The sequence below is a fragment of the Streptomyces sp. NRRL F-5650 genome, from assembly GCF_000721365.1.
Taxonomy (GTDB): Bacteria; Actinomycetota; Actinomycetes; order Streptomycetales; family Streptomycetaceae; genus Streptomyces; species Streptomyces ardesiacus.
Genome location: NZ_JOGV01000001.1, coordinates 40,951 through 66,974, shown reverse-complemented (window position 1 = coordinate 66,974; position 26,024 = coordinate 40,951). Strand labels below are relative to the sequence as shown.

Annotated in this window: 27 protein-coding genes; 11 read left to right on the top strand and 16 right to left on the bottom strand. The window is 74.1% G+C overall.

What is annotated here, in order from left to right:
• Nucleotide 1 precedes the first annotated feature (1 nt).
• The 4 genes from IG88_RS0100350 to IG88_RS0100335 all read right to left on the bottom strand — a co-directional run bounded on the left by IG88_RS0100350 (nt 2) and on the right by IG88_RS0100335 (nt 5,689).
• Nucleotides 2-2,998, bottom strand: coding sequence for an AAA family ATPase (locus IG88_RS0100350; protein WP_031033502.1), 2,997 nt, complete (start codon nt 2,996-2,998; stop codon nt 2-4).
• A complete protein-coding gene (locus IG88_RS0100345; RefSeq protein ID WP_031033500.1) occupies nt 2,995-4,158 on the bottom strand; it encodes an exonuclease SbcCD subunit D in 1,164 nt (387 codons plus the stop codon). The genes IG88_RS0100350 and IG88_RS0100345 overlap by 4 nt, the downstream gene beginning before the upstream one ends.
• A 115-nt stretch (nt 4,159-4,273) precedes the next feature.
• Entirely contained in the window at nt 4,274-4,900 is a 627-nt protein-coding gene (locus IG88_RS0100340) for a YigZ family protein (RefSeq protein WP_031033498.1), read from the bottom strand.
• Nucleotides 4,901-4,966: 66 nt separating this feature from the next.
• A complete protein-coding gene (locus IG88_RS0100335) occupies nt 4,967-5,689 on the bottom strand; it encodes a hypothetical protein (protein ID WP_031033495.1) in 723 nt (240 codons plus the stop codon).
• 163 nt (nt 5,690-5,852) lie between these two features.
• Between IG88_RS0100335 and IG88_RS0100330 the strand changes: the two genes are divergently transcribed.
• Nucleotides 5,853-6,260 carry a CoA-binding protein gene (locus tag IG88_RS0100330; protein WP_031033493.1) on the top strand — a complete coding sequence of 136 codons (408 nt, stop codon included), beginning with the start codon at nt 5,853-5,855 and terminating at the stop codon, nt 6,258-6,260.
• 54 nt (nt 6,261-6,314) lie between these two features.
• On the opposite strand, the gene IG88_RS0100325 is transcribed toward IG88_RS0100330, so the two are convergent.
• From IG88_RS0100325 to IG88_RS0100315, 3 genes are all read right to left on the bottom strand, one after another.
• Nucleotides 6,315-6,884 (bottom strand): YbaK/EbsC family protein, encoded by a 570-nt coding sequence (locus tag IG88_RS0100325; RefSeq protein ID WP_031033491.1) that lies wholly within the window; start codon nt 6,882-6,884, stop codon nt 6,315-6,317.
• Nucleotides 6,885-6,927: 43 nt separating this feature from the next.
• Nucleotides 6,928-7,500, bottom strand: coding sequence for a helix-turn-helix domain-containing protein (locus IG88_RS0100320; RefSeq protein ID WP_031033490.1), 573 nt, complete (start codon nt 7,498-7,500; stop codon nt 6,928-6,930).
• Between the two features lie 107 nt (nt 7,501-7,607).
• On the bottom strand, nt 7,608-8,411 hold the full coding sequence (locus IG88_RS0100315) for an acyltransferase (protein ID WP_031033488.1): 804 nt from the start codon (nt 8,409-8,411) through the stop codon (nt 7,608-7,610).
• A gap of 106 nt (nt 8,412-8,517) precedes the next feature.
• On the opposite strand from IG88_RS0100315, the gene IG88_RS0100310 reads away from it, so the two are divergent.
• Complete coding sequence (locus IG88_RS0100310) at nt 8,518-9,054, top strand: gamma carbonic anhydrase family protein (RefSeq protein WP_031033486.1); 537 nt, start codon at nt 8,518-8,520, stop codon at nt 9,052-9,054.
• Nucleotides 9,055-9,093: 39 nt separating this feature from the next.
• Here IG88_RS0100310 and IG88_RS0100305 read toward each other — a convergent pair whose 3' ends face one another.
• A complete protein-coding gene (locus IG88_RS0100305; protein ID WP_031033484.1) occupies nt 9,094-9,735 on the bottom strand; it encodes a DedA family protein in 642 nt (213 codons plus the stop codon).
• Between the two features lie 81 nt (nt 9,736-9,816).
• Nucleotides 9,817-10,254, bottom strand: coding sequence for a DUF4442 domain-containing protein (locus IG88_RS0100300; RefSeq protein ID WP_031033482.1), 438 nt, complete (start codon nt 10,252-10,254; stop codon nt 9,817-9,819).
• An 84-nt stretch (nt 10,255-10,338) separates the two neighbouring features.
• Between IG88_RS0100300 and IG88_RS0100295 the strand changes: the two genes are divergently transcribed.
• On the top strand, nt 10,339-11,298 hold the full coding sequence (locus tag IG88_RS0100295; RefSeq protein ID WP_031033479.1) for a hypothetical protein: 960 nt from the start codon (nt 10,339-10,341) through the stop codon (nt 11,296-11,298).
• A 76-nt stretch (nt 11,299-11,374) separates the two neighbouring features.
• On the top strand, nt 11,375-12,403 hold the full coding sequence (locus IG88_RS0100290) for a hypothetical protein (RefSeq protein ID WP_031033477.1): 1,029 nt from the start codon (nt 11,375-11,377) through the stop codon (nt 12,401-12,403).
• A 36-nt stretch (nt 12,404-12,439) separates the two neighbouring features.
• Here IG88_RS0100290 and IG88_RS0100285 read toward each other — a convergent pair whose 3' ends face one another.
• The 3 genes from IG88_RS0100285 to IG88_RS0100270 all read right to left on the bottom strand — a co-directional run bounded on the left by IG88_RS0100285 (nt 12,440) and on the right by IG88_RS0100270 (nt 15,490).
• On the bottom strand, nt 12,440-13,285 hold the full coding sequence (locus IG88_RS0100285; RefSeq protein WP_031033475.1) for a spermidine synthase: 846 nt from the start codon (nt 13,283-13,285) through the stop codon (nt 12,440-12,442).
• A 25-nt stretch (nt 13,286-13,310) separates the two neighbouring features.
• Nucleotides 13,311-14,492: an elongation factor Tu gene (gene tuf, locus IG88_RS0100280; protein WP_031033473.1), complete on the bottom strand. Its 1,182-nt coding sequence runs from the start codon at nt 14,490-14,492 to the stop codon at nt 13,311-13,313.
• Between the two features lie 275 nt (nt 14,493-14,767).
• On the bottom strand, nt 14,768-15,490 hold the full coding sequence (locus IG88_RS0100270; RefSeq protein WP_031033470.1) for a DNA alkylation repair protein: 723 nt from the start codon (nt 15,488-15,490) through the stop codon (nt 14,768-14,770).
• Nucleotides 15,491-15,539: 49 nt separating this feature from the next.
• On the opposite strand from IG88_RS0100270, the gene IG88_RS0100265 reads away from it, so the two are divergent.
• Complete coding sequence (locus IG88_RS0100265; RefSeq protein WP_031033468.1) at nt 15,540-16,313, top strand: TVP38/TMEM64 family protein; 774 nt, start codon at nt 15,540-15,542, stop codon at nt 16,311-16,313.
• A gap of 129 nt (nt 16,314-16,442) precedes the next feature.
• Nucleotides 16,443-17,318, top strand: a complete 876-nt coding sequence (locus IG88_RS0100260; RefSeq protein ID WP_031033466.1) for an undecaprenyl-diphosphate phosphatase — start codon at nt 16,443-16,445, stop codon at nt 17,316-17,318.
• A 66-nt stretch (nt 17,319-17,384) separates the two neighbouring features.
• Here IG88_RS0100260 and IG88_RS0100255 read toward each other — a convergent pair whose 3' ends face one another.
• Complete coding sequence (locus IG88_RS0100255) at nt 17,385-17,972, bottom strand: TetR/AcrR family transcriptional regulator (RefSeq protein ID WP_031033463.1); 588 nt, start codon at nt 17,970-17,972, stop codon at nt 17,385-17,387.
• Nucleotides 17,973-18,110: 138 nt separating this feature from the next.
• Here IG88_RS0100255 and IG88_RS0100250 point away from each other — a divergent pair, with 138 nt between their 5' ends.
• Together IG88_RS0100250 and IG88_RS0100245 are read left to right on the top strand one after the other, a co-directional pair.
• Nucleotides 18,111-19,238 (top strand): saccharopine dehydrogenase NADP-binding domain-containing protein, encoded by a 1,128-nt coding sequence (locus IG88_RS0100250; RefSeq protein WP_051851703.1) that lies wholly within the window; start codon nt 18,111-18,113, stop codon nt 19,236-19,238.
• 605 nt (nt 19,239-19,843) lie between these two features.
• Entirely contained in the window at nt 19,844-20,023 is a 180-nt protein-coding gene (locus tag IG88_RS0100245) for a hypothetical protein (RefSeq protein ID WP_031033459.1), read from the top strand.
• A gap of 18 nt (nt 20,024-20,041) precedes the next feature.
• On the opposite strand, the gene IG88_RS0100240 is transcribed toward IG88_RS0100245, so the two are convergent.
• On the bottom strand, nt 20,042-20,782 hold the full coding sequence (locus IG88_RS0100240) for an SDR family NAD(P)-dependent oxidoreductase (protein ID WP_031033456.1): 741 nt from the start codon (nt 20,780-20,782) through the stop codon (nt 20,042-20,044).
• A 162-nt stretch (nt 20,783-20,944) separates the two neighbouring features.
• On the opposite strand from IG88_RS0100240, the gene lnt reads away from it, so the two are divergent.
• Nucleotides 20,945-22,519, top strand: a complete 1,575-nt coding sequence (lnt, locus tag IG88_RS0100235) for an apolipoprotein N-acyltransferase (protein ID WP_031033454.1) — start codon at nt 20,945-20,947, stop codon at nt 22,517-22,519.
• Here lnt and IG88_RS0100230 read toward each other — a convergent pair.
• Nucleotides 22,443-23,348, bottom strand: coding sequence for a Gfo/Idh/MocA family protein (locus IG88_RS0100230; protein WP_031033452.1), 906 nt, complete (start codon nt 23,346-23,348; stop codon nt 22,443-22,445). The genes lnt and IG88_RS0100230 overlap by 77 nt on opposite strands.
• Nucleotides 23,349-23,361: 13 nt before the next feature.
• Nucleotides 23,362-24,552: an FAD-dependent monooxygenase gene (locus IG88_RS0100225; protein WP_031033449.1), complete on the bottom strand. Its 1,191-nt coding sequence runs from the start codon at nt 24,550-24,552 to the stop codon at nt 23,362-23,364.
• A 194-nt stretch (nt 24,553-24,746) separates the two neighbouring features.
• On the opposite strand from IG88_RS0100225, the gene IG88_RS0100220 reads away from it, so the two are divergent.
• Together IG88_RS0100220 and IG88_RS0100215 are read left to right on the top strand one after the other, a co-directional pair.
• Nucleotides 24,747-25,367, top strand: coding sequence for a TetR/AcrR family transcriptional regulator (locus IG88_RS0100220; protein ID WP_031033448.1), 621 nt, complete (start codon nt 24,747-24,749; stop codon nt 25,365-25,367).
• 43 nt (nt 25,368-25,410) lie between these two features.
• Nucleotides 25,411-25,923, top strand: a complete 513-nt coding sequence (locus tag IG88_RS0100215) for a DinB family protein (RefSeq protein WP_031033447.1) — start codon at nt 25,411-25,413, stop codon at nt 25,921-25,923.
• The last annotated feature ends 101 nt before the right edge of the window (nt 25,924-26,024 follow it).

The following is a 26,024-nucleotide window of genomic DNA, read 5'->3' as shown; positions in this document are numbered from 1 at the left end:
CTCAGCCGGCGCCCCGCTGCCGCAGGACCGAACCCGACCGCCCCTTCACGACCTCCAGCCGGGCGTGGATGCGGCGGCGCAGGTCGGCGACGTGGCTGACGATGCCGACGCTGCGGTCCCGCTCGCGCAGTGAGTCGAGGACGTCGAGGACCTCGTCGAGGGTCTGGTCGTCGAGGCTGCCGAAGCCCTCGTCGATGAAGAGGGTGTCCAGGCGGACGCCGCCCGCCTCGTCGGTGACGACGTCGGCGAGGCCGAGCGCGAGGGCGAGCGAGGCGAAGAAGGTCTCGCCGCCGGACAGCGTGGCCGTGTCGCGTTCGCGGCCCGTCCAGGCGTCGACGACGTGCAGGCCGAGTCCGCTGCGGCCGCGTCCGGTGCGGTCGTCGGAGTGGACGAGGGTGTAGCGGCCGGAGGACATGCGCAGCAGCCGGGCGGTGGCGGCGGCGGCGACCTGCTCCAGGCGGGCGGCCAGGACGTAGGACTCCAGGCGCATCCGCCGTTCGTTGTCCGCGGAGGTGCCCGCCGCCAGGGAGGCGAGGCGGGCGACCCGGGTGTGTTCCTCGCGCAGCGGGGCGAGCCGGCGCACGGCGGTGGCCGCCTGCGCGGAGAGCCGGTCCAGCTCGGCGCAGCACCGGGCGGCGGCGTCACGGGCCGAGGCCGCCTCGCGCAGGCGCCGGCCCGCTTCGGCGGCGGCGTGCTCCGCCGCGGCGAGGTCGGCGGGCGGTCGCCGGGCCGCGTCTGCGGTGTCGGCCTCGGCGAGGACCGCGCGGACGGCGGCGTCCTCGGACTGCCAGGCGTCGAGCCGCCGTTGCAGCTCACGGTGGGCGGTGTCGTCGAGGAGGGCGGCGGCGGCCTCCGCCGGGGTGTCGAAGCCGGCCCGGAAGGCGGCGTCGGCGAGGCGCGCGTCGGCGTCCTTGAGCCGCTGGGCGGTGTCCGCGGCGGCGCGGGAGGTGTCGGCGGCCTCCGTGAGCAGCGTGGCCTGCCGCTCGAGCTGCGCCGCCCGTGCCTCCACGCTCTCGGCGGCACCGCGTGCCCGCGCCAGCTCCGCCTCCAGAGCGCTCTGCTCGTGCTCCAGCCGCTCGCGCGCCTCGGCCCGGGACGCGGAGCGGACGGCGGCCTGCTGCTGGGCGGCGACGCGCTCCTCGCGCTCGTGCTCGGCCCGCCGCAGCGCCTGCTGCGCGGGGTGCAGCCCGGAGGCGTCCGTCCGGGCGCGGGTGTAGTCCCGTTCGATCTCCTCGGCCTCCTCGGCCAGCCGCTCCGTGGGCGCGTCACCGGCTTCCGCCGTGGCGGCGGCGAGGTCCTCCCGTACGGTGCCCAGGTGCCGTTCGGCCTCCGCGCGCCGTTCGTCGGCCACCTGGTAGGCGGCCAGGGCGCGCTCCTCCGCCGCACGGTCGACGTGTCCGGCGCCCTTGCGCGCGGGGGCGGGGTGTTCCGTGGCGCCGCACACGGCGCAGGGAGCGCCGTCGGTGAGGTTCGCGGCGAGTTCGGCGGCGATGCCGTGCAGCCGCTGTTCCTTGAGGTCGAGCCATGCGTCGCGGGCCTCGACGGCCGCTTCGGCGAGGAGGAGGGACTGCCGCCGGGCCGCTTCGGTGTCGTCGGTGAGCCGGTCCCGCCGCCGGGCGGCGACGAGCCGCCGCCGCGCCGGATCGCGCTGCACGGCGAGCTGTTCGGCGCGGGTCGCGGCCTCCTGCGCCGAGTCGACGCGCGTCTGGAGCCCGGCGCGGGTGGTCTCCCAGTCGGCGAGCCATGCCTCCGCCTCCTGCCGGGCCTCCTCGTCGGCGCGTTCCTGCCGGTCGAGGCCCGCCCGTTCCCGGACCAGCTCGGCGAGGCGTCTCTCGGCGCGCCGGGCCGAGGCGAGGCCGCCCAGTTCCTCGGCGGCCCGGCGTGCGGCGGCGGCGAGTCCCGCGGCGCCCGCGTCGGCGAGTGCCCGCGGCAGCGGGACACGCGCGCGTGCTTCCGCGGCTGCCGCCGCCCGGTGTTCCCTCTCGGCGGCGTCCCGCAGCTCCAGGGCGGGGGCCACCGCCTCGGCCTTGCGGCCCCGCTCCATGCGCTCGCGCGCCGCGCGGTGGTCGTCGGCCCGCTCCGCCAGCCGCGCGGCCCGCTCCCGCGCCTCGGCGAACCGGCGTTGCAGCCGGTCGAGTTCGCGGGCGTCGGCCAGGTCGCGCTCGGCGGCGGCCCGGGCGGACTCGGCGGCCGTGAGGCGGCAGTCGGCGACCGCCAGCCGTTCCCGGGCGGCGGCGCGGGCGAGGGCGGCGGCTTCCAGCACCGCGTCGGCCAGGCCCGGCTCGCCCGGCGTCAGCTCCGGCAGGTCCATGGCGCTGCCCGCGGCCTGCTGCATCCGGTGGGCGTCGGCCAGCAGCGCGGCGTCCCCTTCGCGCACCCGGGCCTCGGTGCCGCGGCGCCGTTCGGCGAGGTGCTTCTCGACCTCGGCGAACCGCCGGGTGTCGAAGAGCCGGCCGAGCAGCTTGCCGCGTGCCTCCGCGTCGGCGCGCAGGAACCGGGCGAACTCGCCCTGGGGCAGGAGTACGACCTGGCAGAACTGTTCGCGGCTCATGCCGAGGAGCTGTGTGATCTCCTCGCCGATCTCCTGGTGGGAGCGGCTGAGGTCCTTCCAGGTGCCGGCCGCGCCGTCGTACTCGCGCAGCCAGGTCTGCGCCTTGTCGACGGTCGTGCCGACGCCCTTCTTCTTGGGGCGCTCCCAGGGCGGCTGCCGGGTGATCTCCAGCCTGCGCCCCGCGACGGTCAGTTCGAGGCGCACCTCGGTGCGGGTACCGGTGGCGGCGTGGTCGCTGCGCAGCGTCATGGCCTGGCCGCCGCTCTGCCGGGCGCCGGGGACCGAGCCGTACAGCGCGTAGCAGACGGCGTCGAGGACGGAGGTCTTGCCGGCGCCGGTGGGGCCGTGCAGCAGGAAGAGCCCGGCGGCCGAGAGGTCGTCGAAGTCGACGCTCTGGGAGGCCCCGAAGGGCCCGAAGGCGGTGATGTCCAGCCGGTGCAGCCTCACCGGGCCGCCTCCCGCACGGTGTCGTCCACGCGCACGGCCTCGAACGCCTCCCGCAGTACGTCCTGTTCGTGCCCGTCGGGCCCGGCCCCGCGCACGTGGGCCACGAAGTCCTCCGCGATCTGCTGGTCGCTGCGGTCGGCGAGCCGCCGGGCGTAGGACACACCGGGCTCGTCGGGGGCGCGCTCGGGGTCGAAGAGGAGGCTCAGCGTGTGCGGGAACCGCTCCGTGAGGCGGGCCATGGGCTCGTCCGGCCGGACCGGGTCGGTGAGGGTCGCCTCGACCCACGCCTCCTCGTGCGGGGTCAGCTCCGGGTCGGCGAGCAGGTCCGCCAGCGTGCCGCGCAGCCGGGCCAGCGCGCGCGGCACCGGGCAGTCGACCCGCTCGGCGGTCACCGATCCCTCCGCGTCCAGGTCGACGAGCCACATGCTCTTGCGGTGCCGGTGCTCGGAGAAGGAGTACGGCAGCGGCGAACCGGAGTACCGGACGCGCTCGGTGAGGGTCTGGCACCCGTGCAGGTGGCCGAGCGCCACGTAGTCGACGCCGTCGAAGACGCCGCGGGGCACGGCGGCGACCCCGCCGACGGTGATGTCCCGCTCGCTGTCGCTCTGCTCGCCGCCGGTGACGAAGGCGTGCGCCAGGACGACGGAACGGGTGCCGCGCGCGCGGGTGGCGAGGTCCGCGCGCACCCGGTCCATGGCGGCGGCGAGGACGGCCTCGTGCCCCGCCTTCTCCACGCCGAACCCGGCCCTCACGAGTGCCGGTTCCAGGTACGGCAGCCCGTAGAGGGCGACGTCCCCGTGGGCGTCGGCCAGCACCACCGGGGTGCCGCAGCCCGCCGGGTCGGTGCGCAGGTGGATGCCGGCCCGGTCGATGAGCCCGGCGCCCACCCCGAGGCGGCGGGCCGAGTCGTGGTTGCCGGAGATCATCACCGTCGGCACACCGAGGTCGGCGAGGCGGTGCAGGGCGTCGTCGAACAGCTCGACGGCGGCGAGCGGCGGCACCGCCCGGTCGTACACGTCTCCCGACACGACCACGGCGTCGACGGCGTGCTCGCGCACGGTGTCGACGAGGTGACCGACGAACGCGGCCTGGGCGCCGAGCATGTCGACCCGGTGGAACGCCCGGCCGAGGTGCCAGTCGGAGGTGTGCAGGAGTCGCATGGTCCCCGAGACTAACGGGAGGGTCCGACAGCCCGGTCGGTAACTCCCGTTTCGCCCCGCACGGGAGTCCGCCGTGGACCGCTGTGCCCCTGTTGTCCCTACCGTCTGGGTGTCTCTAGGCGTCCCCGTACGCCTCTCCCCCCAGTTCGAACCCGGCCGACCCCGCGGTGGCGTCGGCGAGCCAGGAGCGGAAGGTGTCGACGTCGGCCGCCGGCAGGCCGACCTCGATCGTGACGGCCTCGCCGTAGCGCACGTCGCGTACCGCGCGGCCGGCGGTGCGCAGGTCGTTCTGGAGCTTGCCGGCCCGCTGGTGGTCGACGGTCACCGTGGCCAGCCGGAACCGGCGGCGGGTGAGGGTGCCGAGGTCGTCCAGGGCCTCGCCGACCGCGCCCCCGTAGGCGCGGATGAGTCCGCCGGCGCCGAGCTTGACACCGCCGTAGTAGCGGGTGACGACGGCGACGACGTACCGCATGTCGCGGCGCAGCAGCATCTGGAGCATCGGGACGCCCGCGGTGCCGCCCGGCTCGCCGTCGTCGCTCGCCTTCTGCACGGCGGCGTCGGCGCCGATGACGTACGCCCAGCAGTTGTGGGTGGCGTCGGCGTGCTCCTTGCGCACGCCCGCGATGAACGCCTGGGCGTCCTGTTCGGTGGCGGCCGGGGCGAGGGCGCACAGGAAGCGCGAGCGGTTGATCTCGGTTTCGTGCACCCCCGCGCGGGCGACCGTTCGGTACTCGTCCTGCATCCGGCCAGCCTATGCGCTCGCCGTGCCGCACCCTCCGGGCCGGTCCCGGCGGCCCCGGGGATGCGGTCAGTACGAGGTGCCGACGTCCCGGGTGAGGTGGAGGCCGAGGAACCGGTCGGCGTAGGCACAGATCTCGAACCGGGCGCCGTCCGCGAGGCCGGGATCGCTCTCCACCGCGCGCAGGACCCGCAGCACGCCGGGGGCGTCGAGGTCGTTCTCCCAGGCCGCCCGCAGCCGGTCGCGCACCTCTCCGGGGACCGGATGCGAGGGGTGCCGGGCCCAGTCGGCGACCGCGCGGCGCCACCGGGCGAGGGTGTCCCGGGCCTCGTCCAGTACGGCCGCATCGACCGCCACGCGCGCGTGGTGGTGCCGTTCCAGCAGGGCGAGGCGCAGGGCGTCGGGGTCGGCGAGAGCGGGTTCGGCCGGGTCCACGGGAGCGACGGCGACCGTCACCGCGTCCGGGACTGCCCCGCCCTCGCCCTCGGCCACGACGCGAACGCCCTGCCCGGTGCCCGGCCCGTGACCGGCGGCGTCGCCGTCCTCGAAGGGCCGGACGCCGAGGGCGGCGGCGTCCTGCCGCAGCCGAGCCCCGTCCCGCGCCCCCGTCAGCACGGGCCACACCGGAGTGCCGTCGAGTTCCAGGGCCCGCACCACCAGGTCCGCGACGAGCAGGACGCGCAGGGCGGTGGCGTCCCGCCCCGGCGCGTGCGCCTCGACACGGGTCGGTGCCCGCCGGGCGGGCGCGGCGGGGGCGGCTTCAGCGGTCCGGGCGTCGATGATGCGCAGCACGAGGCGAGCGTAGGCGGCGCGGCGCGACGGCGCACCGGGACGCGCGCCGTGCCGCTCGCCGGGCCGCTCGCGCCGCTCGGGGAATCCCGGCCCCTCGCCGTCCGTTGTCCCGACCGGGCGGCCCGACCCGCGGGCCCGCCCGTGAGCACGAGGGAGGCCGCCGGTGTACGGCGACGAGGCAACCGTCCGCAAGATCCTCACCGAGTCGGGCGACACCTGGGCCGTGGTGGGCCTGTCCAACAACCGGCAGCGCGCGGCGTACGGCGTCGCCGAGGTGCTCAAGCGCTTCGGCAAGCGCGTCGTGCCCGTCCACCCCAAGGCGGAGGCGGTGCACGGCGAGCAGGGGTACGCCTCGCTCGCGGACATCCCCTTCGACGTGGACGTCGTCGACGTCTTCGTCAACAGCGACCTGGCCGGCCCGGTCGCCGACGAGGCGGTCGCCAAGGGCGCCAAGGCGGTCTGGTTCCAGCTCGGCGTGATCGACGAGGCGGCCTACGGACGGACCAGGGCGGCCGGCCTGGAGATGGTGATGGACCGCTGCCCCGCGATCGAGATCCCGCGGCTGGGCTGACCCACCGGGCCTTGCCCGGCGCCGCCCGGACCGTGCTCGACTCGACGACCCCGCTCAGTCCTGGAGCGGGCGCAGGCCGAGCCCCTCGACGACCTCCGCTCCCGGCAGTTCCGCGAGGGCCTTGCCCGGGACCAGCAGCTTGCCGCGCCGGCGACCGCTGCCGACCAGGACGTACGGCAGGTCGACGACGGCCGGGTCCACCAGCACGGGCCAGTCGCCGGGCAGACCGACCGGCGTGATGCCGCCGTACTCCATGCCGGTCTCGCCGGTGGCGGTGTCCATCGGGGCGAAGGACGCCTTGCGCACCCCGAGGTGGCGGCGGACGACGCCGTTGACGTCGACCCGGGTGGTGGAGAGCACGACGCAGGCCGCCAGTGTCGTGCCGCCGCCCCGCTTGCCGGTGACCACCACGCAGTTGGCGGACTGTTCGAGCAGCTCGCGGCCGTAGTGCTCGACGAAGGTGGCGGTGTCGGCCCATTCGGGTTCGGTGTCGACGTAGAGGATCTGGTCGGCGGGCACGGTGCCGTTCCAGTGGCGTACGGCCTCGGCGACCGGGCGGGTCAGTTCGCCGAGGCACTGCGGGGCGGGGGTGGCGCTGTCGAAGGTGCCGATGGGTACGTGCATGGCCGCACGCTAGCAACGGCGGGCCGCACCGCGAACCGCCGTCTCAGCGGACGGGCGGCACCGAGACCGCCATGACCATCTCCATCGGCGCGTCGCCCTCGTTGCCGTACGTGTGCGGGGTGTCGGACTCGAAGGAGGCACTGGCGCCCGCCGGGACGCGGTGGACCGCCCCGTCGACGGTGAGCGTGAGTTCCCCGGCGGTGACGTGCACCAGTTCGACCGTGCCGGTGGGGTGCGGGTCCGAGGGGCTGCTCTCGCCCGGCATCAGCCGCCACTCCCACATCTCCAGCGGACCGGGCGCCTCCGCCCCGGCGAGGAGCCGGCTGAAGCTGCCCGCGTCGGTGTGCCACAGCCGTACGGCCTGCTCGGCGGGGACGACGCGGACGGCGGGCCCCTGCTCCCAGTCGAGCAGGGTGGCGAGGCTGACGCCGAGCGCGTCGCCGATCTTCACGACGGTGCCGAGGCTGGGGTTGGTGCGGGCCTGTTCGATCTGGATGAGCATGCCGCGGCTGACACCGGCCCGCGCCGCCAGCGCCTCCAGCGTGAAGCCGCGCTCGGTGCGCCGGCGCTTGACGTTGCGCGCGAGGGACTGGGTCAGCAGGTCGAGGTCCGCCACGTTCCGTCCAGGGGCTTGTGCATCGCTGTGCATGACAGGGTGCGCGTGAAATGAACCGGGGTCCGCTGCACCCGGGGGTCCACCGAACTGTACTGCGAGGCGTCCGCTCAGCTCTCCGCGGCCGGTTCGGCGAGCCTGCCCGCCGCGCCCTCCGGGTCGTCCAGCTCGGCGAGCCGGGCCACCGCCTCGTCGTCCAGCTTGGACAGCTCCCGCAGTTGCCCCGGCGTGACCCCGTCGGGGATCGGCACCGGAGGCGGGGTCCTGAGCGGCGGCTGCCAGCCCTCGGCGGGGGTCCAGCGCCGTACGACGCGGGCGGGGGCGCCCGCCACCACGGCGTGGTCGGGCACCGTGCCCCGGACCACCGCCCCGGCGGCCACGACCACGTTCCGCCCGATCCGCGCGCCCGGCAGGATCACCGCGCCGGTGCCGACCCAGCAGCCGGGGCCGATCTCCACCGGGTGCATCCGCGGCCACTGCTTGCCGATGGGCTGGTGCGGGTCGTCGTAGGAGTGGTTGGTGGAGGTGACGTAGACGTAGGGGCCGAAGTAGCAGTCGCTGCCGATGGTGACGGTGGTGTCCGCGATGACGTGGCTGCCGCGGCCGAGGACGACCCCGTCGCCGATGCGCAGGATCGGCTCCGGTCCGAGGTCGAGGTCGGGCATGAGCCCGGCGGTCAGCGTGACCTGCTCGCCGATGATGCAGTGGGCGCCGACGTGGATCCAGGGCTCGCCGAAGACCGTGCCGAGCGGGAAGGCGAGCCGGGTGCCCGTGCCCAGCGCGCCGAAGCGGAAGCGCCCGGGACGCGCCGCGGTGACGGAGCCGGTGCGCTGCACCCAGGCCCAGCCCGCGTGGACGGCCCGCTGCGCGAGGCGGCTCCGCCAGGACGAGAACGTGTTCTTGCGCTTCGGCACCCGCTCACGGTAGTCCGGGCGCGGTACGGGCATGCCGCGGGAGCGCTGTGATCTTCACCCCACCGGGTGGCGTACGGTGCCGTACAACACCGAGCGGGAGGCGAAGATGACGCAGAAGGCGCTGATCACGGGCATCGGCGGCAAGGACCCCCAGGTCGACGCCGGGGCCTTCGTGGCACCGACGGCCTCGGTCGTCGGGGACGTGACGCTGCACGCCGGGGCGAGCGTCTGGTACGGCGCCGTGCTGCGCGGCGACGTCGAGCGGATCTCCGTGGGAGCGGACAGCAACGTCCAGGACAACTGCACGCTCCACGCCGACCCCGGCTTCCCCGTCACCGTCGGCGAGCGCGTCTCCGTCGGGCACAACGCCGTGGTGCACGGCGCCACCGTCGAGGACGACTGCCTGGTCGGCATGGGTGCCACGGTCCTCAACGGCGCGGTGATCGGCGCCGGTTCACTGGTCGCCGCGCAGGCGCTGGTCCCCCAGGGCATGCGGGTGCCGCCGGGGTCGCTGGTCGCGGGGGTGCCGGCGAAGGTGAAGCGGGAGCTGACGCAGGAGGAGCGGCAGGGGATCACGCTGAACGGCACGATGTACGCGGCGCTGGCCGGGCAGCACCGGGACGCGGTGGGGGACGTTCCGTAGGACGCCGCCGGGGGCGACTGCGCCCGGCGGCGGGGCGCTTCACTCCCCGACGGTCGCGGGCTCCGCTCCGGGCTCCGGTTGGGCCTTGGCCGCCTTGCGCTTGACGATCAGCATCGAGGCGACGCCGATGACGACGGCCAGGACCAGGCCCAGCCAGGAGAAGCGCTTGAGCCAGGACTCCGCGACGACGCCGACGTAGTAGATGACGGCGGTGGTGCCGCCAGCCCAGAGGATGCCGCCGAGGACGTTGGCGATCAGGAACTTCCAGTACGGCATCCGCAGCACACCGGCCAGCGGGCCGGCGAAGATGCGGAGCAGGGCGACGAAGCGGCCGAAGAACACGGCCCACATGCCCCACTTCTGGAAGGACCGCTCGGCGGTGGCTACGTGCCCCTCGCTGAAGTGCTTGGGGAACTTCCGGCCCAGCCACGCGAGCAGGGGCCGGCCGCCCTTGCGGCCGATGGCGTATCCGATGGAGTCGCCGATCACCGCGCCCGCGCTGGCGCAGGCGCCGAGGACCAGCGGATCGATCCCGCCGTGCTGCGACGACAGCAGGGCCGCCGAGACCAGGACGATCTCGCCGGGCAACGGGATGCCCAGACTCTCCAGACCGATGACCAGCGCGACGACGGCGTAGACGGCCGCCGCTGGCACCGTGTCGAGCCATTCCTGGACGTGCAACGCCCCACCCTCCGCTTCGGATGCCTGTTCCCGGTGCTCCTCGTTCGAGGCGCACCGGGAAGCCTACCCGGTCGGCGGGGGTCAGCCGTTGGGGCGCAGGGTCCAGACGACGGTCATCTCACCGGTGACGGCACCGTCCTCGCGCCGGATGGCCACGCTCACCGGGAACTCGGGGCGGCTGCCGGCGTCGAGTTCGGCGACGACCTCCGCGGCGGGACGGCCGAGCGTCGCGGTGGCGGTCACCGGGCCGAGCGCGATCTTCTTGAAGGCGATCTCCGCGGTGACCGGCAGGGGCACCGCCCGGGAGAGCTGGTCGCCGAAGGCGGCGAGGACGATCGCGCCGCTGGCCGACTCGCCCAGCGTGAACATGGCTCCGGCGTGCGGTCCGCCGACGTGGTTGCGGTACTCGCTCTGGTCCGGGAGGGCCAGGACGGCCTTCTCCGGGGTGGTCTCCAGGTACTCGAGGTTCAGGGTCCGGACCATCGGCACCGTGGCGGCGAGCAACTCGCCGATCGACATCTGATCTGCGCTCATGAGGGCAGGTTACCCACGAGTAGCATCCAGGGCCAGGCACCGGGGAAGATCGGCGTATGCTGTGCGCCCATGTGGCCAGGAGAGCAGTCACCCACCGGCGCACCGGACCCGCGACAGCCCAACCCGTACCTGCGGCCCGGTTACCGGCAGCCGTCGCCGTACGCGGGAGAGCAGCAGCCCGGCGCCTGGAACGCCCCCACGGTCGCGGCCGGCGGACCTCCCGGCCGGGGTCCTCGCAGCGGCCGTACGAAAGCGGTGGCGATGGCCGCCGCCGGGGTCGTGGTGGTCGCCGCCGCCGTGACCGGGGTCGTACTGCTGGGCGGGGACGGGGACGGACAGGCCGGGCCCGGCCCCACCGCCTCCTCCGCACCGGGGTCCTCGCCGTCCGGCTCCGCCTCCGGCGGGGCACGCGACGGCGACGGCTCGCTCAGGGCCACGGTGGCCGGCTGGACGGTCGTGGCCAACCCCGGCCGGGGCCTGGCCTTCGACGTGCCGCCCTCCTGGGTGCCGCAGTCGCCCGACTGGGTCACCTACGTCTCCGAGGACGACGACCCCGAGGACACGCCCCTGGCCGCGATGAAGGCGCCCGCCGTCCTCAAGGAGAAGTGGTGCGCGTCGGACGACGACCGGGACGGCTCCGTCGACCACACCCCCCTGGCCAGCGCGGGCACCCGGGGCAACAACGGCGCGCGCAGCACCGAGGAGATCGCCCGGACCGACTCGGCCGCCTGGGTCTACGGGGGCTTCACCCAGCCGGACCGGGACAAGGTGACCACGGGCCCGGTGACGTCCTTCACCACCGCCTCCGGCATCAAGGGCAGCCTCGCCACCTCACGGTCGTCCGGGGTGGTGAAGAAGGGCAAGTGCGACGTGAACGGCAAGGCGACCACCTTCGCCTTCAAGGCGGCCGACGGCGACCTGGTCTCGTGGTCCTTCTTCGGCGCGGCCGGTGTCGCCGACGAGGTGCCCGACACCACCGTCCGCGCGATCCTGGCCACCGTCAGGGAGTACACCCCGTCGGACTCCTAGAGCACCGGGTTTCGGTACGTCCCTGACAAGGCCCGGTGACCGAATCGTGTCCTCGGCGGCACTAGGGTGACTGCCTATGTGGCCAGGACAGCAGCCGCCCGGGGGCGAGCAGAACCCGCAGGACCAGAACAACCCGTACCAGCAGCCGGGGTATCAGCAGCCGAATCCGTACCAGCAGCCGGGCTACCAGCAGCAGCCCGGCGCGTACGGGCAGCAGCAGTGGAGCGCGCCGCAGCCTGCCACCGTCGTGCAGTCGGCGACGGGCGGCGGGGGCGGGGGCGGCAACCGGACGAAGCTGGTCGCGATCGTCGCGTCCCTCGCCGTGGTCGTGACCGCCGGTGTCACCGGGTTCCTGGTGCTCGGCGGTGACAAGGACGACCAGGCGGACGACGGCAAGGACAAGAAGGTGTCGGCGAGCCCGACCGTGGAGAAGTCCGAGTCCCCGGCCGCCGACCCCACGGCGTCCGGTTCCGACGACAATCCGCGCGGCGGTGAGGGGGCGAAGGCCACCATCGACGGCTGGAAGGTCGTCGCCAACCCGCGCTTCGGCACCATGTTCGACGTGCCCGCGGACTGGGAGATCGAGAGCACCGGCACCAGCGTCGGCTTCGAGTGGGAGGAGGACGGCAAGACCGACCGCACCACCGTCACCGCCCCGGCCTACCTGAAGTCCAAGTGGTGCACCACCGACGAGAACAAGGACGGCCGCAAGGAGAGCACCGCGCTCGCCACCGCGGGCACCCGCGGCGAGAGCGGCGCCAAGGACACCGACATGGCGGCCGAGACCCGGGTGCCGTGGTGGATCTACGGCGGTTACACGCAGCCCGACAAGAAGAGCGTGAAGTACGGCAAGCCGAAGGCGTACACGACCGCCTCCGGCATCAAGGGCAGCGTCATCACCGCGCACTCGGAGGGCACGCCCCAGAAGGGCAAGTGCGACTCCGAGGGCAAGGCGATCACCTTCGCGTTCAAGAACGGCGCCGGCGACTTCGTCACCTGGAACCTGTACGGCGCCAAGGGCGTCAAGGACGAGGTCCCGGAGGCGACGGTCCAGAAGATCCTCAGCACCGTGCGCCTGACCGAGGAACCGCCGACCGAGTCGTAAACCGCCGGGGCGTGGGCGCCGGGGCGGTGACGCCGCTCAGCCGATGCCGAACGCCCCGGCCGGCGGCTCGGGCGAGGCTACGGCGTCCTCGTCGCGCACCGGCTCGGCGTCGCCGGTGAACTCCCGCAGGGCGGGCCCGTGTTCGACCCTGGCCGGGAAGACGTCGGCGGCGGTGCGCCGGGCCAGGGCCGCGGTGTCCAGGGGCCGGTGCGCGGCGACGAGCACCGCGTTGCCGAACCTCCGCCCGCGCAGCACGCCCGGTTCGGCGATCAGCACCAGTTCCTCGAAGAACACGGCCAGTGACGCCAGTTGGCCGCGCAGGAAGCCGAACGGCGCCGCGTCGGCCAGGTTCGCCACGTACACGCCGTCGGCGCGCAGCACCCGGGCCGCCTCGCGCAGGTAGCCGACGGAGGTCAGGTGCGCGGGCACGCGCGAACCCCCGAAGACGTCGGCGACCAGGACGTCGGCCGAGTCCCCGGGGGCGGATGCCAGCCAGGCGCGGGCATCGGCACCGTGGGCGGTGATGCCCGCGCCCGGGGGCAGCGGCAGGTGCTCGGCGACCAGGCGGAGCAGCCCCCGGTCGGCTTCCACGACGTCCTGGCGCGAGCCGGGCCGGGTGGCGGCCACGTACCGGGGCAGGGTCAACGCGCCCCCGCCCAGGTGCAGTACGTCCAGCGCGCGTCCCGGCTCGGCGACCGTGTCCAGGACGTGGCCGAGCCGGCGCGTGTACTCGAACTCGAGGTGCGCCGGCTCGTCCAGGTCGACGTAGGACTGCGGGGCGCCGTCGACCGTGAGCAGCCAGGCCCGTTCCCGGTCGACGTCGGGCATGAGCTTGGCGGTGCCGTGGTCGGTGACGCGGCTGACGGGTATGGCTTCGTTCACCCGCCCATTGTGCCAACCGCCGGCCTCACCCGACGGCGGTCACGGTCCCCGCGCCCACCGTGCGGCCGCCCTCGCGGACGGCGAAGCCGAGCCCCGTCTCCAGCGGCACCTCACGCCCCAGCTCGACCGTCATGGTGACGGTCTCCCCGGGCCGGGCGAGAGCCGCCCCGCCGAGGTCCACGTCGCCGACCACGTCCGCGGTGCGGATGTAGAACTGCGGCCGGTATCCGGTGGTCAGCGGCGTCGAACGACCGCCCTCGCGGGCGGACAGCACGTACACCTGCGCACGGAAGCGCCGCGCCGGGACGACGCTGCCGGGTGCGGCGACCACGTGCCCGCGGCGCACGGTGTCGCGGGCGACCCCGCGCAGGAGGAGCGCCACGTTGTCGCCCGCCTGGGCCTCCGTCATGGGTTTGCCGAAGGTCTCCAGGCCGGTGACGACCGTCTCGGCATCCGCCCCGAGCACCTCGACCCGGTCGCCGACGCGCACGGTGCCGCGCTCGACGGCGCCGGTGACGACGGTGCCGCGGCCGGTGATGGTGAGCACGTTCTCCACCGGCAGCAGGAACGGCGCGTCCAGGTACCGCTCGGGCATGGGCACGTACGTGTCGACGGCGTCGAGCAGCGCCTCGACGGACGCCGTCCACCGCGGGTCGCCCTCCAGGGCCTTGAGCCCGGAGACCCGGACGACGGGCACGGCGTCGCCGCCGTAGCCGTGCGTGGTGAGCAGTTCGCGGACCTCCAGCTCCACGAGGTCGGCCAGTACCGCGTCCTCGCCGTCGTCGACGGCGTCGGCCTTGTTGAGCGCGACCACGATGTGGTCCACGCCCACCTGCCGGGCGAGCAGCACGTGTTCGGCGGTCTGCGGCATGATCCCGTCCAGCGCGGAGACGACCAGGATCGCCCCGTCGAGCTGGGCGGCGCCGGTGACCATGTTCTTCACGTAGTCGGCGTGGCCGGGCATGTCGACGTGCGCGTAGTGCCGGGTGTCGGTCTCGTACTCGACGTGCGCGATGTTGATGGTGATGCCGCGCGCGGCCTCCTCCGGGGCGCGGTCGATGCGGTCGAACGGCACGAAGGAGCCGGCCCCGCGCTCGGCGAGGACCTTCGTGATGGCGGCGGTCAGGGTGGTCTTGCCGTGGTCGACATGGCCCATCGTGCCGATGTTCAGATGCGGTTTGGTGCGGACGTACGCCGTCTTGGACATGGCGGTACCTCGAAGCCTCGTGGCGGTGGTGGGGACCCCTGGGGCCGGCCGACCCTCCCCCTGCGGGGTCCGCCGGACGATCCGGGGAGGGTCAGCTTCGGGCGCCGTCGACTGCGGCGGCGAGGTGCGGGACGGCAGCCTTCGGGGCATCCGCGACCGCGGATGCTGCGAGGTGGAAGGCGTACCGGAACATGACGCCGATCATCGCCGACGCCCCGCCGCGCGTCGAATGCTTTTCGAGGGGGCGCAAGTCCGGGCGCGGTGCCCGTCCGGCGCTACGGGCCGACGTTCCGCAGCGCCTCCCGCACGGACAGCGGCGCCAGGCGGGTCCGGTGGGCGGCGACGAAGGCGCGCACGGCGTCCGGATCGGTCTTGGCGTACTCGCGCAGGCACCAGCCGACGGCCTTGCGGACGAAGAAGTCGCCGTGTCCCGACTGGCGCGCGCAGTAGCCGAAGAGGCGGTCGGTGTCGGTGTGTTCCCTGGCGCGCAGTTGGTGCAGGAGCGCCGTGCGGACCAGCCAGAGGTCCTCGTCCTCGATCCAGGCGTCCATGACGGCCGTGAGGTCGCGGTCGGCGGTGACGAGGCCCCCGACGACGTGGACGGCGAGCAGGTCGACGGTGTCCCACCAGGGGACCGTGGTGAGCAGGTGACGCACCACGGGCAGGAATCCGGACGAGCAGTGCGTCACGTACCGGCGCAGGTAGTCGACGGCGAAGTAGTGGTACTCGCGCTCGGGCAGTCGCCAGCAGCGCAGCGCGACCGCCGTGCAGTCCGCCTCGTCCGGGCGGGGCACGCCCGCCAGGACGGTGCGGGACAGGGAGCGGCGCACGGGCGAGGTCGTGCCCAGGAACGGAGCCACGTCCTTCATGTAGGCCCGCAGTTCCACGGCCCGCCCGGGGTCGGCCGCGGTGGGGTACTCGGCGGTGAGCCGCTCCAGTACGGTGTCGGCGAGAGCGCTGTCCGGGGCGTCCGGAAGTGGCCGGGCTGTGACGCTCATGAGACGCAGCATACGGCGATCACACATATATGTCGGTTAGTGTCACCGGATGCTCGATGCCACCACCCGCTCTGGGGGCACCGCCACGGTCACTCCCCGGACCGCTGCCACGGAACTCGCCGTCGCCACCGCGGGACCGGTCGCGCCGACCGGCCTCGCCCGTGTGACCAGAGTCCTGCTGTCCCCGTGGTCCCGGCTCTCCCTGCTCGTCGCGCTCCTGGCCTCGGCCGCGACGACGGTGGTGCTGTTCCGGCCGCAGGAGTTGCTGACCGACGGCTGGCCGCCGCAACTCGGGGGCGCCGCGGCGGCCCTCGCCTACGCGGTGGCGTACGGGCTGTGCACGGTGGCCTTCGTGCCGCGTCCGCTGCTCAACCTGGCGGCCGGTGCCCTGTTCGGCTCGCAGCTCGGCCTCGCCTGCGCGCTGGCGGGGACGGTGCTCGGTTCCGGGATCGCGTTCTGTCTGGGCCGGGTGCTGGGCCAGGAGGCGCTGCGCCCGCTGCTGCGGGGCAAGTGGCTGAAGGCGGCGGACGGGCAGCTCAGCCGGCACGGTTTCCGGACGATGCTGGCGATGCGGCTGTTCCCCGGGGTGCCCTTCGCGGCGTCCAACTACTGCGCCGCCGTCTCCCGCATGGGCCTGCTGCCCTTCCTGCTGGCGACGGGGCTCGGCTCGGTCCCCAACACCGCCGCCTACGTCGTCGCCGGTGCCCGCGCCTCGACGCCCACCTCGCCCGCCTTCCTGATCGCGCTGGCCTGCATCGCCCTGCCCGGGCTCGCGGGAGCGGTGGTGGCCTGGCGCAAGCGGCACCGGCTGCGCGGGCGCTGACCCCGTCGCCCGGGGTTCATTTCGGGGCGCTACGCTGCCCCTCGGCGCGCCAGGTCCCGATCACCGCACACGACGGTTCGGCGTGTCCGCCGACCGTTTCTCGATCGCCTCTTGGACTGACGTAACTTCATGTCTTGGTTTGAATCCCTCGTGCTCGGACTCGTCCAGGGGCTGACCGAGTTCCTCCCCGTGTCCTCCAGCGCCCACCTGCGGCTGACCGCGGCGTTCTCCGGCTGGCACGACCCGGGCGCGGCCTTCACGGCGATCACGCAGATCGGCACCGAGGCCGCGGTGCTCATCTACTTCCGCAAGGACATCGGGCGGATCATCGCGGCGTGGACGCGCTCGCTCACCGACAAGTCGATGCGCCACGATCCCGACGCCCGCATGGGCTGGCTGGTGATCGTCGGCTCCATCCCGATCGGGGTGCTCGGCCTGACGCTGAAGGACCAGATCGAGGGCCCCTTCCGCGACCTGCGGATCACCGCGACGATGCTGATCGTCGTCGGCGTGATCATAGGCATCGCCGACCGGATGGCCGCCCGGGACGAGAAGGGCGGCCGGCACCGCGCGCCGCAGCAGCGCAAGGAGCTGGAGAACCTGGGGGTGCGGGACGGCCTGATCTACGGCCTGTGCCAGGCGGCGGCCCTCATCCCCGGCGTCTCGCGCTCCGGCGCGACCATCAGCGGCGGCCTCTTCATGGGCTACCGGCGCGAGGCCGCCGCGCGGTACTCGTTCCTGCTCGCGATCCCCGCGGTGCTCGCCTCCGGGGTGTTCGAGCTGAAGGACGCGATGGCCAGCGACCACGTGGTCTGGGGGCCGACCCTCTTCGCGACGGTCATCGCCTTCGCCTCCGGGTACGCGGTCATCGCATGGTTCATGAAATGGATCTCCACAAAGAGCTTCATGCCGTTCGTCTGGTACCGCATCGCGCTCGGTGTCGTGGTGATTGTGCTGGTCAGCCTGGGTGTGCTGAGCCCGCACGCAGGCGAATCCGCCGGCTGATCCGGGCCCGCGCCCGTCGTGGCCCGGCCACGCGGCGACCTCGGCAGGCCGTCGGCGGCGGGGTGCTCACTCGGAGCGCACGGTGTCGTCGTCTGCGGTGAGCACGTCTCGGAGTGACGCGGCGACTGCGTGGAGGCAGGCTGCGAAGTCCTTCCGGCCGTGCGAGTCGGCCCAGCGGTCGATGGCGGTCTGGGAGGCGATGGTGGCGATCTGGGCCACGAGTTTCGCGCAGTCGTCGCCGACGCCTCGTTGCCGGAGTGCGTCGTGGATCGCGCTGGTGACTGCGGCCAGTTTGGTGCGCTCCCGCTCCTGGAGCTCCGGGCTGGAGGCGATCACTGCCCGGCGTTCGGCGGTGCGGCCGATGTGTTCGACGAGTGTGGCGCCGACCTGGGCGAGGGCCTCAAGGGCTGCCGACATCGGGGAGGCAGCCGGGCGGGCATCGAGGACCGCCTCGCGGATCACGGCGGGCAGGCGTTCCGATCCGGCGAACAGGACCTCACGCTTGTCGGGGAAGTAGCGGAAGTACGAGCGGCGGGTGATCCCGGCCCGCTCGGCAATCTGCGTCACAGTCACGTTGTCGTACCCGTGTTCCGTGTAGAGCTCGAGTGCTGCCCTTGTGAGGCGCTCCTCGGTCCCGGGGTCCCATCTGGCCATGGTCGGACCATATCAAGTGACGTCCCAGTGTGTCATCGGTGCTAGGGTCGGTAATGACACAGTGAGACATCACTGTGGGAGCGAGCGACCATCGAGCGTGCCGAACGCGCCGAACGCGCCGAACGACAGGAGCAGGCCATGACTGACACCACCCAGAGCACACGATCGGGAGAGATCTGGATCCTCGGCGCCGGCGGGCGCATCGGAAGTGCCGTCACGGCGAACCTGGCCGCTCAAGGACTCAAGCCTGTTCTCGTCGGTCGCGAGAGCGGCGGCGACCGGCTGCGCGAGGCCGCCGCGGACTTCGGTGGCCGTGTCGTCATCGCGAACGGCGTCGACGGCATCGCGGCCGAGATCACCCGGCAGCGACCCGCCGTGGTCTTCAACGGCATCGGCGACTACGCCGCGACGGCCACGGTCATCGCTCGGGCCTGCATGCCCGGTGGCCACTACGTCGACCTGGCCGCAGATCTGACCGCCGTCCCCCGTCTGCTCGACCTGGACCAGGAGGCCGAACGGGCGGGCAGCACGCTGGTGACCGGTGCCGGATTCGGCGTGCTGGCCACCGAAGCCGTCGTGATCAGGCTGTGCGAGGACCGCCCGACCCCTGCCGCCGTGCGCGTCGACGCCCTGGCCTCGGTGTCCCTCAGCGCCGGAGTCGTCGGCTCCGCCTTCGCCGCCTCCATGGTCGACATGTTTGCTACCGGGGGACGTCGCTACACCGGCGGCCGCATGGTTGCTTCACGTCTCGGCTCCGATCTCCAGAACCTCACGCTGCCCGATGGGCAGCAGGCGAAGTCCGCTGGTGCTCCCAGCGCGGAGCTCCTCGCCGCACACCGGGCCAGCAGTGCGCCATCCGTCACGGTGACCACCGGGATGGCCCCCACCTCGCTTGCCGTGCGGACCATGGCCCCGCTGGCCGGGAGACTGCTGTCCGTCGCGCCGCTGCGCCGCTTCGCCGTCGGCCGGATGGCCAAGGCCAAGATGAAGGAAACCCCGGCCCCGCGCCGGCACTCCTGGGGGCACGCGGTCGTCACCTGGCCCGACGGCACCCACCGCGAGGGCTGGCTGCGCGCCGGCGACGGCATGGCCTACACCGCCTCGGTGGCAGCGACAGTGGCCGCCAGTCTCGCCCGCGGCGAGGGCCGGCCGGGCGCCTACACACCCGGCGCCCTGTTCGGCGCGGGCGTCGCCGAGCAGGCGGGCGGAGAGATCCTCCTGCCCCAGGAGACCGGTCCCGCCCAGGACGGACCGGTCATCGACTGAAGGTGCGCAGTATGGTCCCGCTCCGGCCGCGCATGGAGCACCGGAGGGTCGACGCGTCGGAGTCCGCCCTCCACCGGCCTCGTGCCGCACCCCGGCGGCGGTACGTGGCTCCGTTCTTCGCGACCGAACTCGTCCCCGCACACGGTCACCCGGTCCGGCAGGGGGCGGGCCCGGTGTTCGAGCTGTTCCGCAGGCAGCTCGGCGACCAGTGGAGCGTGGGTGACTGGGAGGGGTTCCGCCGCGCGGCCGGCGCCTCGGCGACGCCGACGGCGCGGCCCTTCGTGGCGGACGCGATCCCGCAGTACCTGAAGGAGTACGCGACCCGGCATGAGCCAGGGCTGTCCACAGGGGGACCGTCGGGCCGAACTGTCCGCACGAGCGCATGCTGGGCCGGGTCAACACGCCGGTACCCCTCACGCACCACATGCGCGGCACCGCCCCGGAGACCGGGAACCTGCTGGGGGGAGGCATGAGATCCGGTACCGCATCGCGCTGGTCGCGGCCGGTGTCCTCAGCCCGCACGCCGCGGAGGCCGCGGGCTGACGCCACGGGATCTGTAGCCGTCCGGTAGCGCAGCGTCAGTGCTTGCCCCTAGGCTGTTCGGCATGTCCCCCGATTACGTGACCCCTGGTTCCGTGCGGTCCGCCGCGGAACTGAACGATCAGATCCGCGCGCTGTGGCGGCGCGCGGGCGGGACCCTGTCCGCCCAGGAGCGCGTGGAGTACGAGTTGCTGGTGGTCGAGTGGGCGACCGCGATGCGCGGCGAGGTCATCGAGGCGGCCTGAGCCGTCGCCCCGGGGGCGTCAGCGTCCGCCCGCCACCCGGAGCACCGTCCCCGTCGTGTACGACGCGTCGGGCGACAGCAGCCAGGAGATCGCCGCGGCGATCTCCTCCGCCCGGCCCGCGCGTCCCATCGGCACCGCCGCCCCCATCCGCGCCGCCCGCCCGGCGTCGCCCGCCGCCGCGTGCATCTCGGTGTCGATCACGCCGGGCGCCACGGCGTTGACCCGGATCCCGTCGGGGCCCAGCTCCTTGGCCAGGCCCAGCGTCAGCGCGTCGACGCCCGCCTTGCTCGCCGCGTAGTGCACGTACTCCCCCGGACTGCCGAGGGTCGCGGCGCCCGACGACACGTTCACGATCGCGCCGTCGCCCCGCGGTGTCATCAGCCGCGCCGCCCGGCGTGAGCACAGCAGCACGCCCAGCAGGTTGACGTCGAGGACCCTGCGCAGGTCCGCGGTGTCGCTGTCGGCGAGCCGCCCGAGCGGGCCGGTCACGGCCGCGTTGTTCACCAGCCCCGTCACCGGGCCCAGCCGTTCCTCCGCCGCGTCGAAGAGGCGCTCGACGTCGGCCTCGACGGACGTGTCCGCCCGCAGCGCGACCGCGCGGCCGCCCGCCTCGCGCACCTGGGCCACGACCGCCTCGGCGGCGGCCGAGTCGCGTGCGTACCCCACGGCGACGTCGTGTCCGTCGGTGGCGAGGCGCAGACAGGTCGCCGCGCCGATCCCACGACTGCCGCCGGTGACCACCGTGATGGGTCGCGTCATTGATGCCTCCAGGTCCAGGCGATCATGTTTGATCGATCATCGATCATCCTAGGGAAACTTTTCCGCGCCGCACAGACCTCGGTGTGATCAACTGAATTCGCCGTCGCCGTGGGCGCACGCTGTGCGGATCACCGGGTAGGCGGCATCGACAAGGAGGCGCCCATGCACAAGCCCGACCACTGGCTCGCCTCCCGGTGGCGGCGCTCGGTCCTCGCCGTGCTCGCCGGGGCGCTGCCGGTGCTCGCCTTCCCGGGCCCGGCCCTGTGGTGGTGGGCCTTCGTCGCGCTGGTCCCCTGGATCCTGCTGGCCCGTACCGCACCGGACGGCAGGCGCGCGGCGTACGACGGGTGGTGCGGCGGGTTCGGGTTCGTGCTGGCCATGCACCACTGGCTGCTGCCGAACCTGCACGTGTTCACGTTCGTCATCGCCGCCCTGCTCGGCGCGCTGTGGATCCCGTGGGGCCTGCTGGTACGCCGGACGCTCGGCGGGGCGCCGTCCCGCGGCCGGGTCGGCGCGGCCCTCCTGGTGCTGCCCTCGGCCTGGCTGCTCGCGGAGCTGGTCCGCTCCTGGCAGGGGCTCGGCGGGCCCTGGGGGATGCTCGGCGCCAGTCAGTGGCAGGTGGCCCCGGCGCTGCGGCTGGCCTCGGTGGGCGGGGTGTGGCTGCTCAGCTTCCTGGTGGTGGGCGTCAACGTCGCCGTCGCGGTCCTCGTCGCCGTGCGCCGGGCGAGGGTGCCGGCCCTGGCGGGGCTGGTCGCCACGGCCGCGGCGGCCTCGGCGGCCTGGGTGTGGGCACCGCGCCCCGACACCGGCGAGCGGGTCGCGGTCGGCGTGGTGCAGCCGGGCGTCGTCGCCGGCGCGGGCAGCGCGGACCGGCGGTTCGACCGCGAGGAGGAGCTGACCCGCGGCCTCGCGGACGAGGGCCTCGACCTGGTCGTCTGGGGCGAGAGCAGCGTCGGCCACGACCTGGACGACCGGCCGGACCTCGCCCGGCGGCTGGCCGCGCTGTCCCGGGAGACCGGCGCGGACGTCCTGGTCAACGTGGACGCGCGGCGCTCCGGCAAACCCGGCATCTACAAGAGTTCGGTGCTCGTCGGTCCCGAGGGCCCGACCGGCGACCGTTACGACAAGATGCGGTTGGTGCCCTTCGGCGAGTACGTGCCGTTCCGCTCGCTGCTCGGCTGGGCCACCTCCGTGGGCAAGGCGGCCGGCGAGGACCGCATGCGGGGCACCGGGCAGGTGGTGATGGACGTCGGTGACGGCCTGCGGATCGGGCCGATGGTCTGTTTCGAGAGCGCCTTCCCCGACATGAGCCGGCGGCTGGCCGCGGACGGCGCCGGAGTGCTGCTCGCCCAGTCGTCCACGTCGACCTTCCAGCACACGTGGGCGCCCGCGCAGCACGCCTCCCTCGCCGCCCTGCGCGCCGCCGAGACCGGCCGGCCGATGGTGCACGCGACCCTGACCGGCGTCTCCGCCGTCTACGACGCGAACGGCACGCGGATCGGGCCCCGGCTCGGCACCGGTGCGAGCGCGTCACAGGTGTACGAGGTCCCGGTGGCCCACGGCACCACGCCGTACGTCCGCTACGGCGACTGGACGGTGTACGCGGCGCTGCTGACGCTCGCGGCCTGGGGCGCCGCCGAGAGCGTACGGACGGTGCGGCTCAGGCGGGGCCGTCCAGTACGGCCCGGACCACGCGCTCGCACAGCTCATGGGTCTCCAGCGCGTCCCGGGCGCTGAGCACCTCGCCGGAGCGCACCGCGTCCAGGAAGGAGAGCACCGCCTGCTCGATGCCGCGCTGCCGGGCCACGGGCACCCAGTCGCCGCGCCGCCGCACGGTGGGCTGGCCCTTGTGGTCGATCACCTCGGCGAGGTTGACCACCTGGCGCTTGGTGTCCTGGCCGGAGACCTCCAGGATCTCCTCCGCCGAGCCGCTGAGCCGGTTCATCACGCCGAGCGCGGTGAAGCCGTCCCCGGCGAGCTGGAGCACGACGTGGTGGAGCAGGCCGTTCTCGGTGCGGGCGCGCACGGTCACGTCGTCGACCGGTCCGGGCACCAGGAACCTGAGGGTGTCGACGACGTGGATGAAGTCGTCGAGGATCATCGTGCGCGGTTCCTCGGGCAGTCCGGTGCGGTTCTTCTGCATGAGGATCAGCTCGCGCGGGTGCTCCGCGCACTGCGCGTACCCGGGCGCGTGGCGCCGGTTGAAGCCGACGGCGAGGCCGGTGCCGCGCTCCTCGGCGAGGGCCACCAGGCGCTCGGAGTCGGCGAGTTCGTAGGCGAGGGGCTTGTCGACGTAGGTGGGGACGCCCGCGCCCAGCAGCTTGGTCACGATCTCGGGGTGGGCGGCGGTCGGCGCGTGCACGAAGGCGGCGTCCAGGCCCTGGGCGAGCAGCGCGTCGAGGTCGGCGTGGCGCCGCGCCGGCGGGACGCGCAGCCGGTCGGCGACCCGGGTGAGGGTGGCGGGGGTGCGGGTCTGCAGGTGCAGTTCGATCCCGGGGAGGCCGCCGAGCACCGGCAGGTAGGCCTTCTGCGCGATGTCGCCGAGTCCGATGCAGCCGACCTTCACGGGATGTGCTCCTCTACCGCTCGTAACGCTCGCCGTCCTGGGTCCGCGGGGAAGCATACGGGGACTGCGGGGGCCGCCAGTCGGCGATGCCGTCGAAGCTGCGCAGGAACAGGGCCGGTCCGGCCGTGGACAGGGCGCGGATCGCGGTGTCGCGAACGGCGATCTTGGCCCGGTTGCCCGTCAGGTTGAGCCGGGCGACCTTGACCGCTTTGCGGGTGATCGCGGTCGTGCGGGGCAGCCGGGCGGCCGTGTAGGCGGCGAGGTCCTGGCTGTGGTGGGCGAGCACGACCGCGTCCTCGACGGCCTGGTTGCCGCCCTGGCCGAGGCTGGGCGGCATGGCGTGCGCGGCGTCCCCGAGCAGGACGGTGCGGCCGCGGTGGTAGGCGGGCAGCGGCTCGGCGATGTGGTGCACGTCGTGGCGCAGTACGTCCTCGGCACTGGCGGCGGCGAGGACGGCGGGGATCGGGTCGTGCCAGTCGCCGTAGCGGTGCAGCAGTTCCGCCCTCTCGTCGGCCGCGTGCCCTCCGGCCGGGGCGAGGGCGGCGGCGTAGGCGTAGACCCGGCCGTCCTTGAGCGGGTGCGTGCCCCAGATGCGGCCGCGGCCCCAGGTCTCGTGGGAGGCGAACCGGGCGCCGGGGAGCGGGATGACCACCCGCCAGGTGGTGAAGCCGGAGTAGACCGTGCCGGGGTGCAGCGGGAAGAGCGCGCGGCGTACGGCGGAGTGGATGCCGTCGGCCCCGACGACCAGGTCGGCCTCCAGTTCACCGGCCGGCGTGCGGACCCTGGCCGGACGGCCGCGCTCGCCCGGGTCGGCGAGGCTCGCGTCGGCGCCGGTGCGGACGGCGTCCGGCGGCAGCAGCGCGGAGAGGCGGTCGACGAGGGTGGAACGGTGCAGCAGCACCAGCGGACCGCCGAAGCGCGCCTCGGCGTCCTCGGCGCTGGACCGGGAGAGCCAGCGCCCGTCCGGGGTGCGCATTCCCCCGTCGCCCTGCCAGGCGGCGAGGGCGCGGATCTCGTCGCCGAGGCCGATCACGTCCAGGGCGCGCAGGGCGTTGGGCGACAGCGAGATGGCCGCGCCGACCGGCCGGAGGGAGGGGGCGCGCTCCAGCACGGTGACCCGCAGGCCGCTCTGGTGCAGGGCCACCGCCGCGGTCAGGCCGCCGATGCCGCCGCCGATCACGACGGCCGTCCTCGTCCTCGTCATGACGCTCGACTCTCCTCGGTCTTCTCGGCTGCTTCCCGGGCTGCTTCCCGGCGCTCGCGAGCGCTCCTGGGCGCTGCTCGTCCCGGGGCCCGCCACGAGCAGGGCGGGTTCACCACAGGCGTTTCACTACAGGCGTAGTAACCCCTTGCCGCCGACTGTACTACAGCCGTAGTCGGGCCGGTAGATTGATCCGCATGTCCGCTCCTGCCGCATCTCCCGGGCCCCCGACGGGCGTCTCGCGCGCCGACCTCGTCGCCGACGCCGCCGTGACGCTCCTCGCCGAACGCGGGATGCGCGGGCTGACGCACCGGGCGGTCGACGAGCGGGCCGGGCTTCCCCAGGGCTCCACGTCCAACGTCGCCCGGACCCGGCAGGCGCTGCTGGAACTCACGGTGCGGCGCCTGGCCGACCGGGAGGCGCGGGTGCTGGCCCTGCACGAGATGCCGGACCCGCGCGCCGGCCTCGACGCCCTGGTCGGCGCGCTGGCGCTGGCGACGCACCGGGCCCTGACCCGCCACCGCACGCTGACGCTGGCCCGCTACGAACTGGCCCTGGAGGCCACGCGCCGCCCCGAGCTGCGGGCGCACTTCGACGCGGCGGGCGCCCGCTTCCGGGAGCAACTGGGCGTCCTCGTCACGGCGATGGGCTCGGCCGACCCGGCCCGGCACGTGCTCTCCCTGGTCGCCTGGGCGGACGGCCTGATGTTCAGCTGTGTGGCCGGGAGCTTCCACTCCGAGGTGCCGAGCCTCCAGGAGGTGCGCTCGGGGCTGCGGGAGCTGCTGGACGGCATGCTGGGCGGACGGCCGGTCCCCTGAAACCGGCTGGTGGGACCGGCCGGGTCCGGGCGAGGATGACGCCATGACCACCGAACGCCGTGAACCCCCCGCCGACGCCGACGAACGCGCCATGCTGGAGGGCTGGGTCGACTACCACCGCCAGACGCTCGCCCTGAAGTGCGAAGGACTCACCGACGAGCAGCTCAGGACGGCCGCCGTGGCACCGTCGACGCTGACCCTGATGGGGCTGGTCCGGCACATGGCGGAGGTGGAACGCAGTTGGTACCGCAGGGTGCTGGCGGCCGAGGACGCGGGCCCGATCCACTACTCCGACGAGGACCCGGACGGCGAGTTCCGGGTGACCGGCGAGGACACCTTCGCCCGGGCCCGCGCCACCTGGCAGGCGGAGATCGAGGCGGCCCGGCGCAACGCGGCCGGCGTCCCCCTGGACGCGCCGACCCGGGGCAGGCATCTGCGCACCGGTGAGCGCTACACCCTGCGCTGGATCCACACCCACATGATCGAGGAGTACGCCCGGCACAACGGACACGCGGACCTGATCCGCGAACGCCTGGACGGAGCCACGGGCGACTGACGTCACCTCCGGGCGCCCACGGGCCTCCGTACGGGGCGGGAGATCACCCGTGCGGGGCAACCTTCGCTCGTCCGGCGCCGGTTGGCGGGCCGGACGCAGCA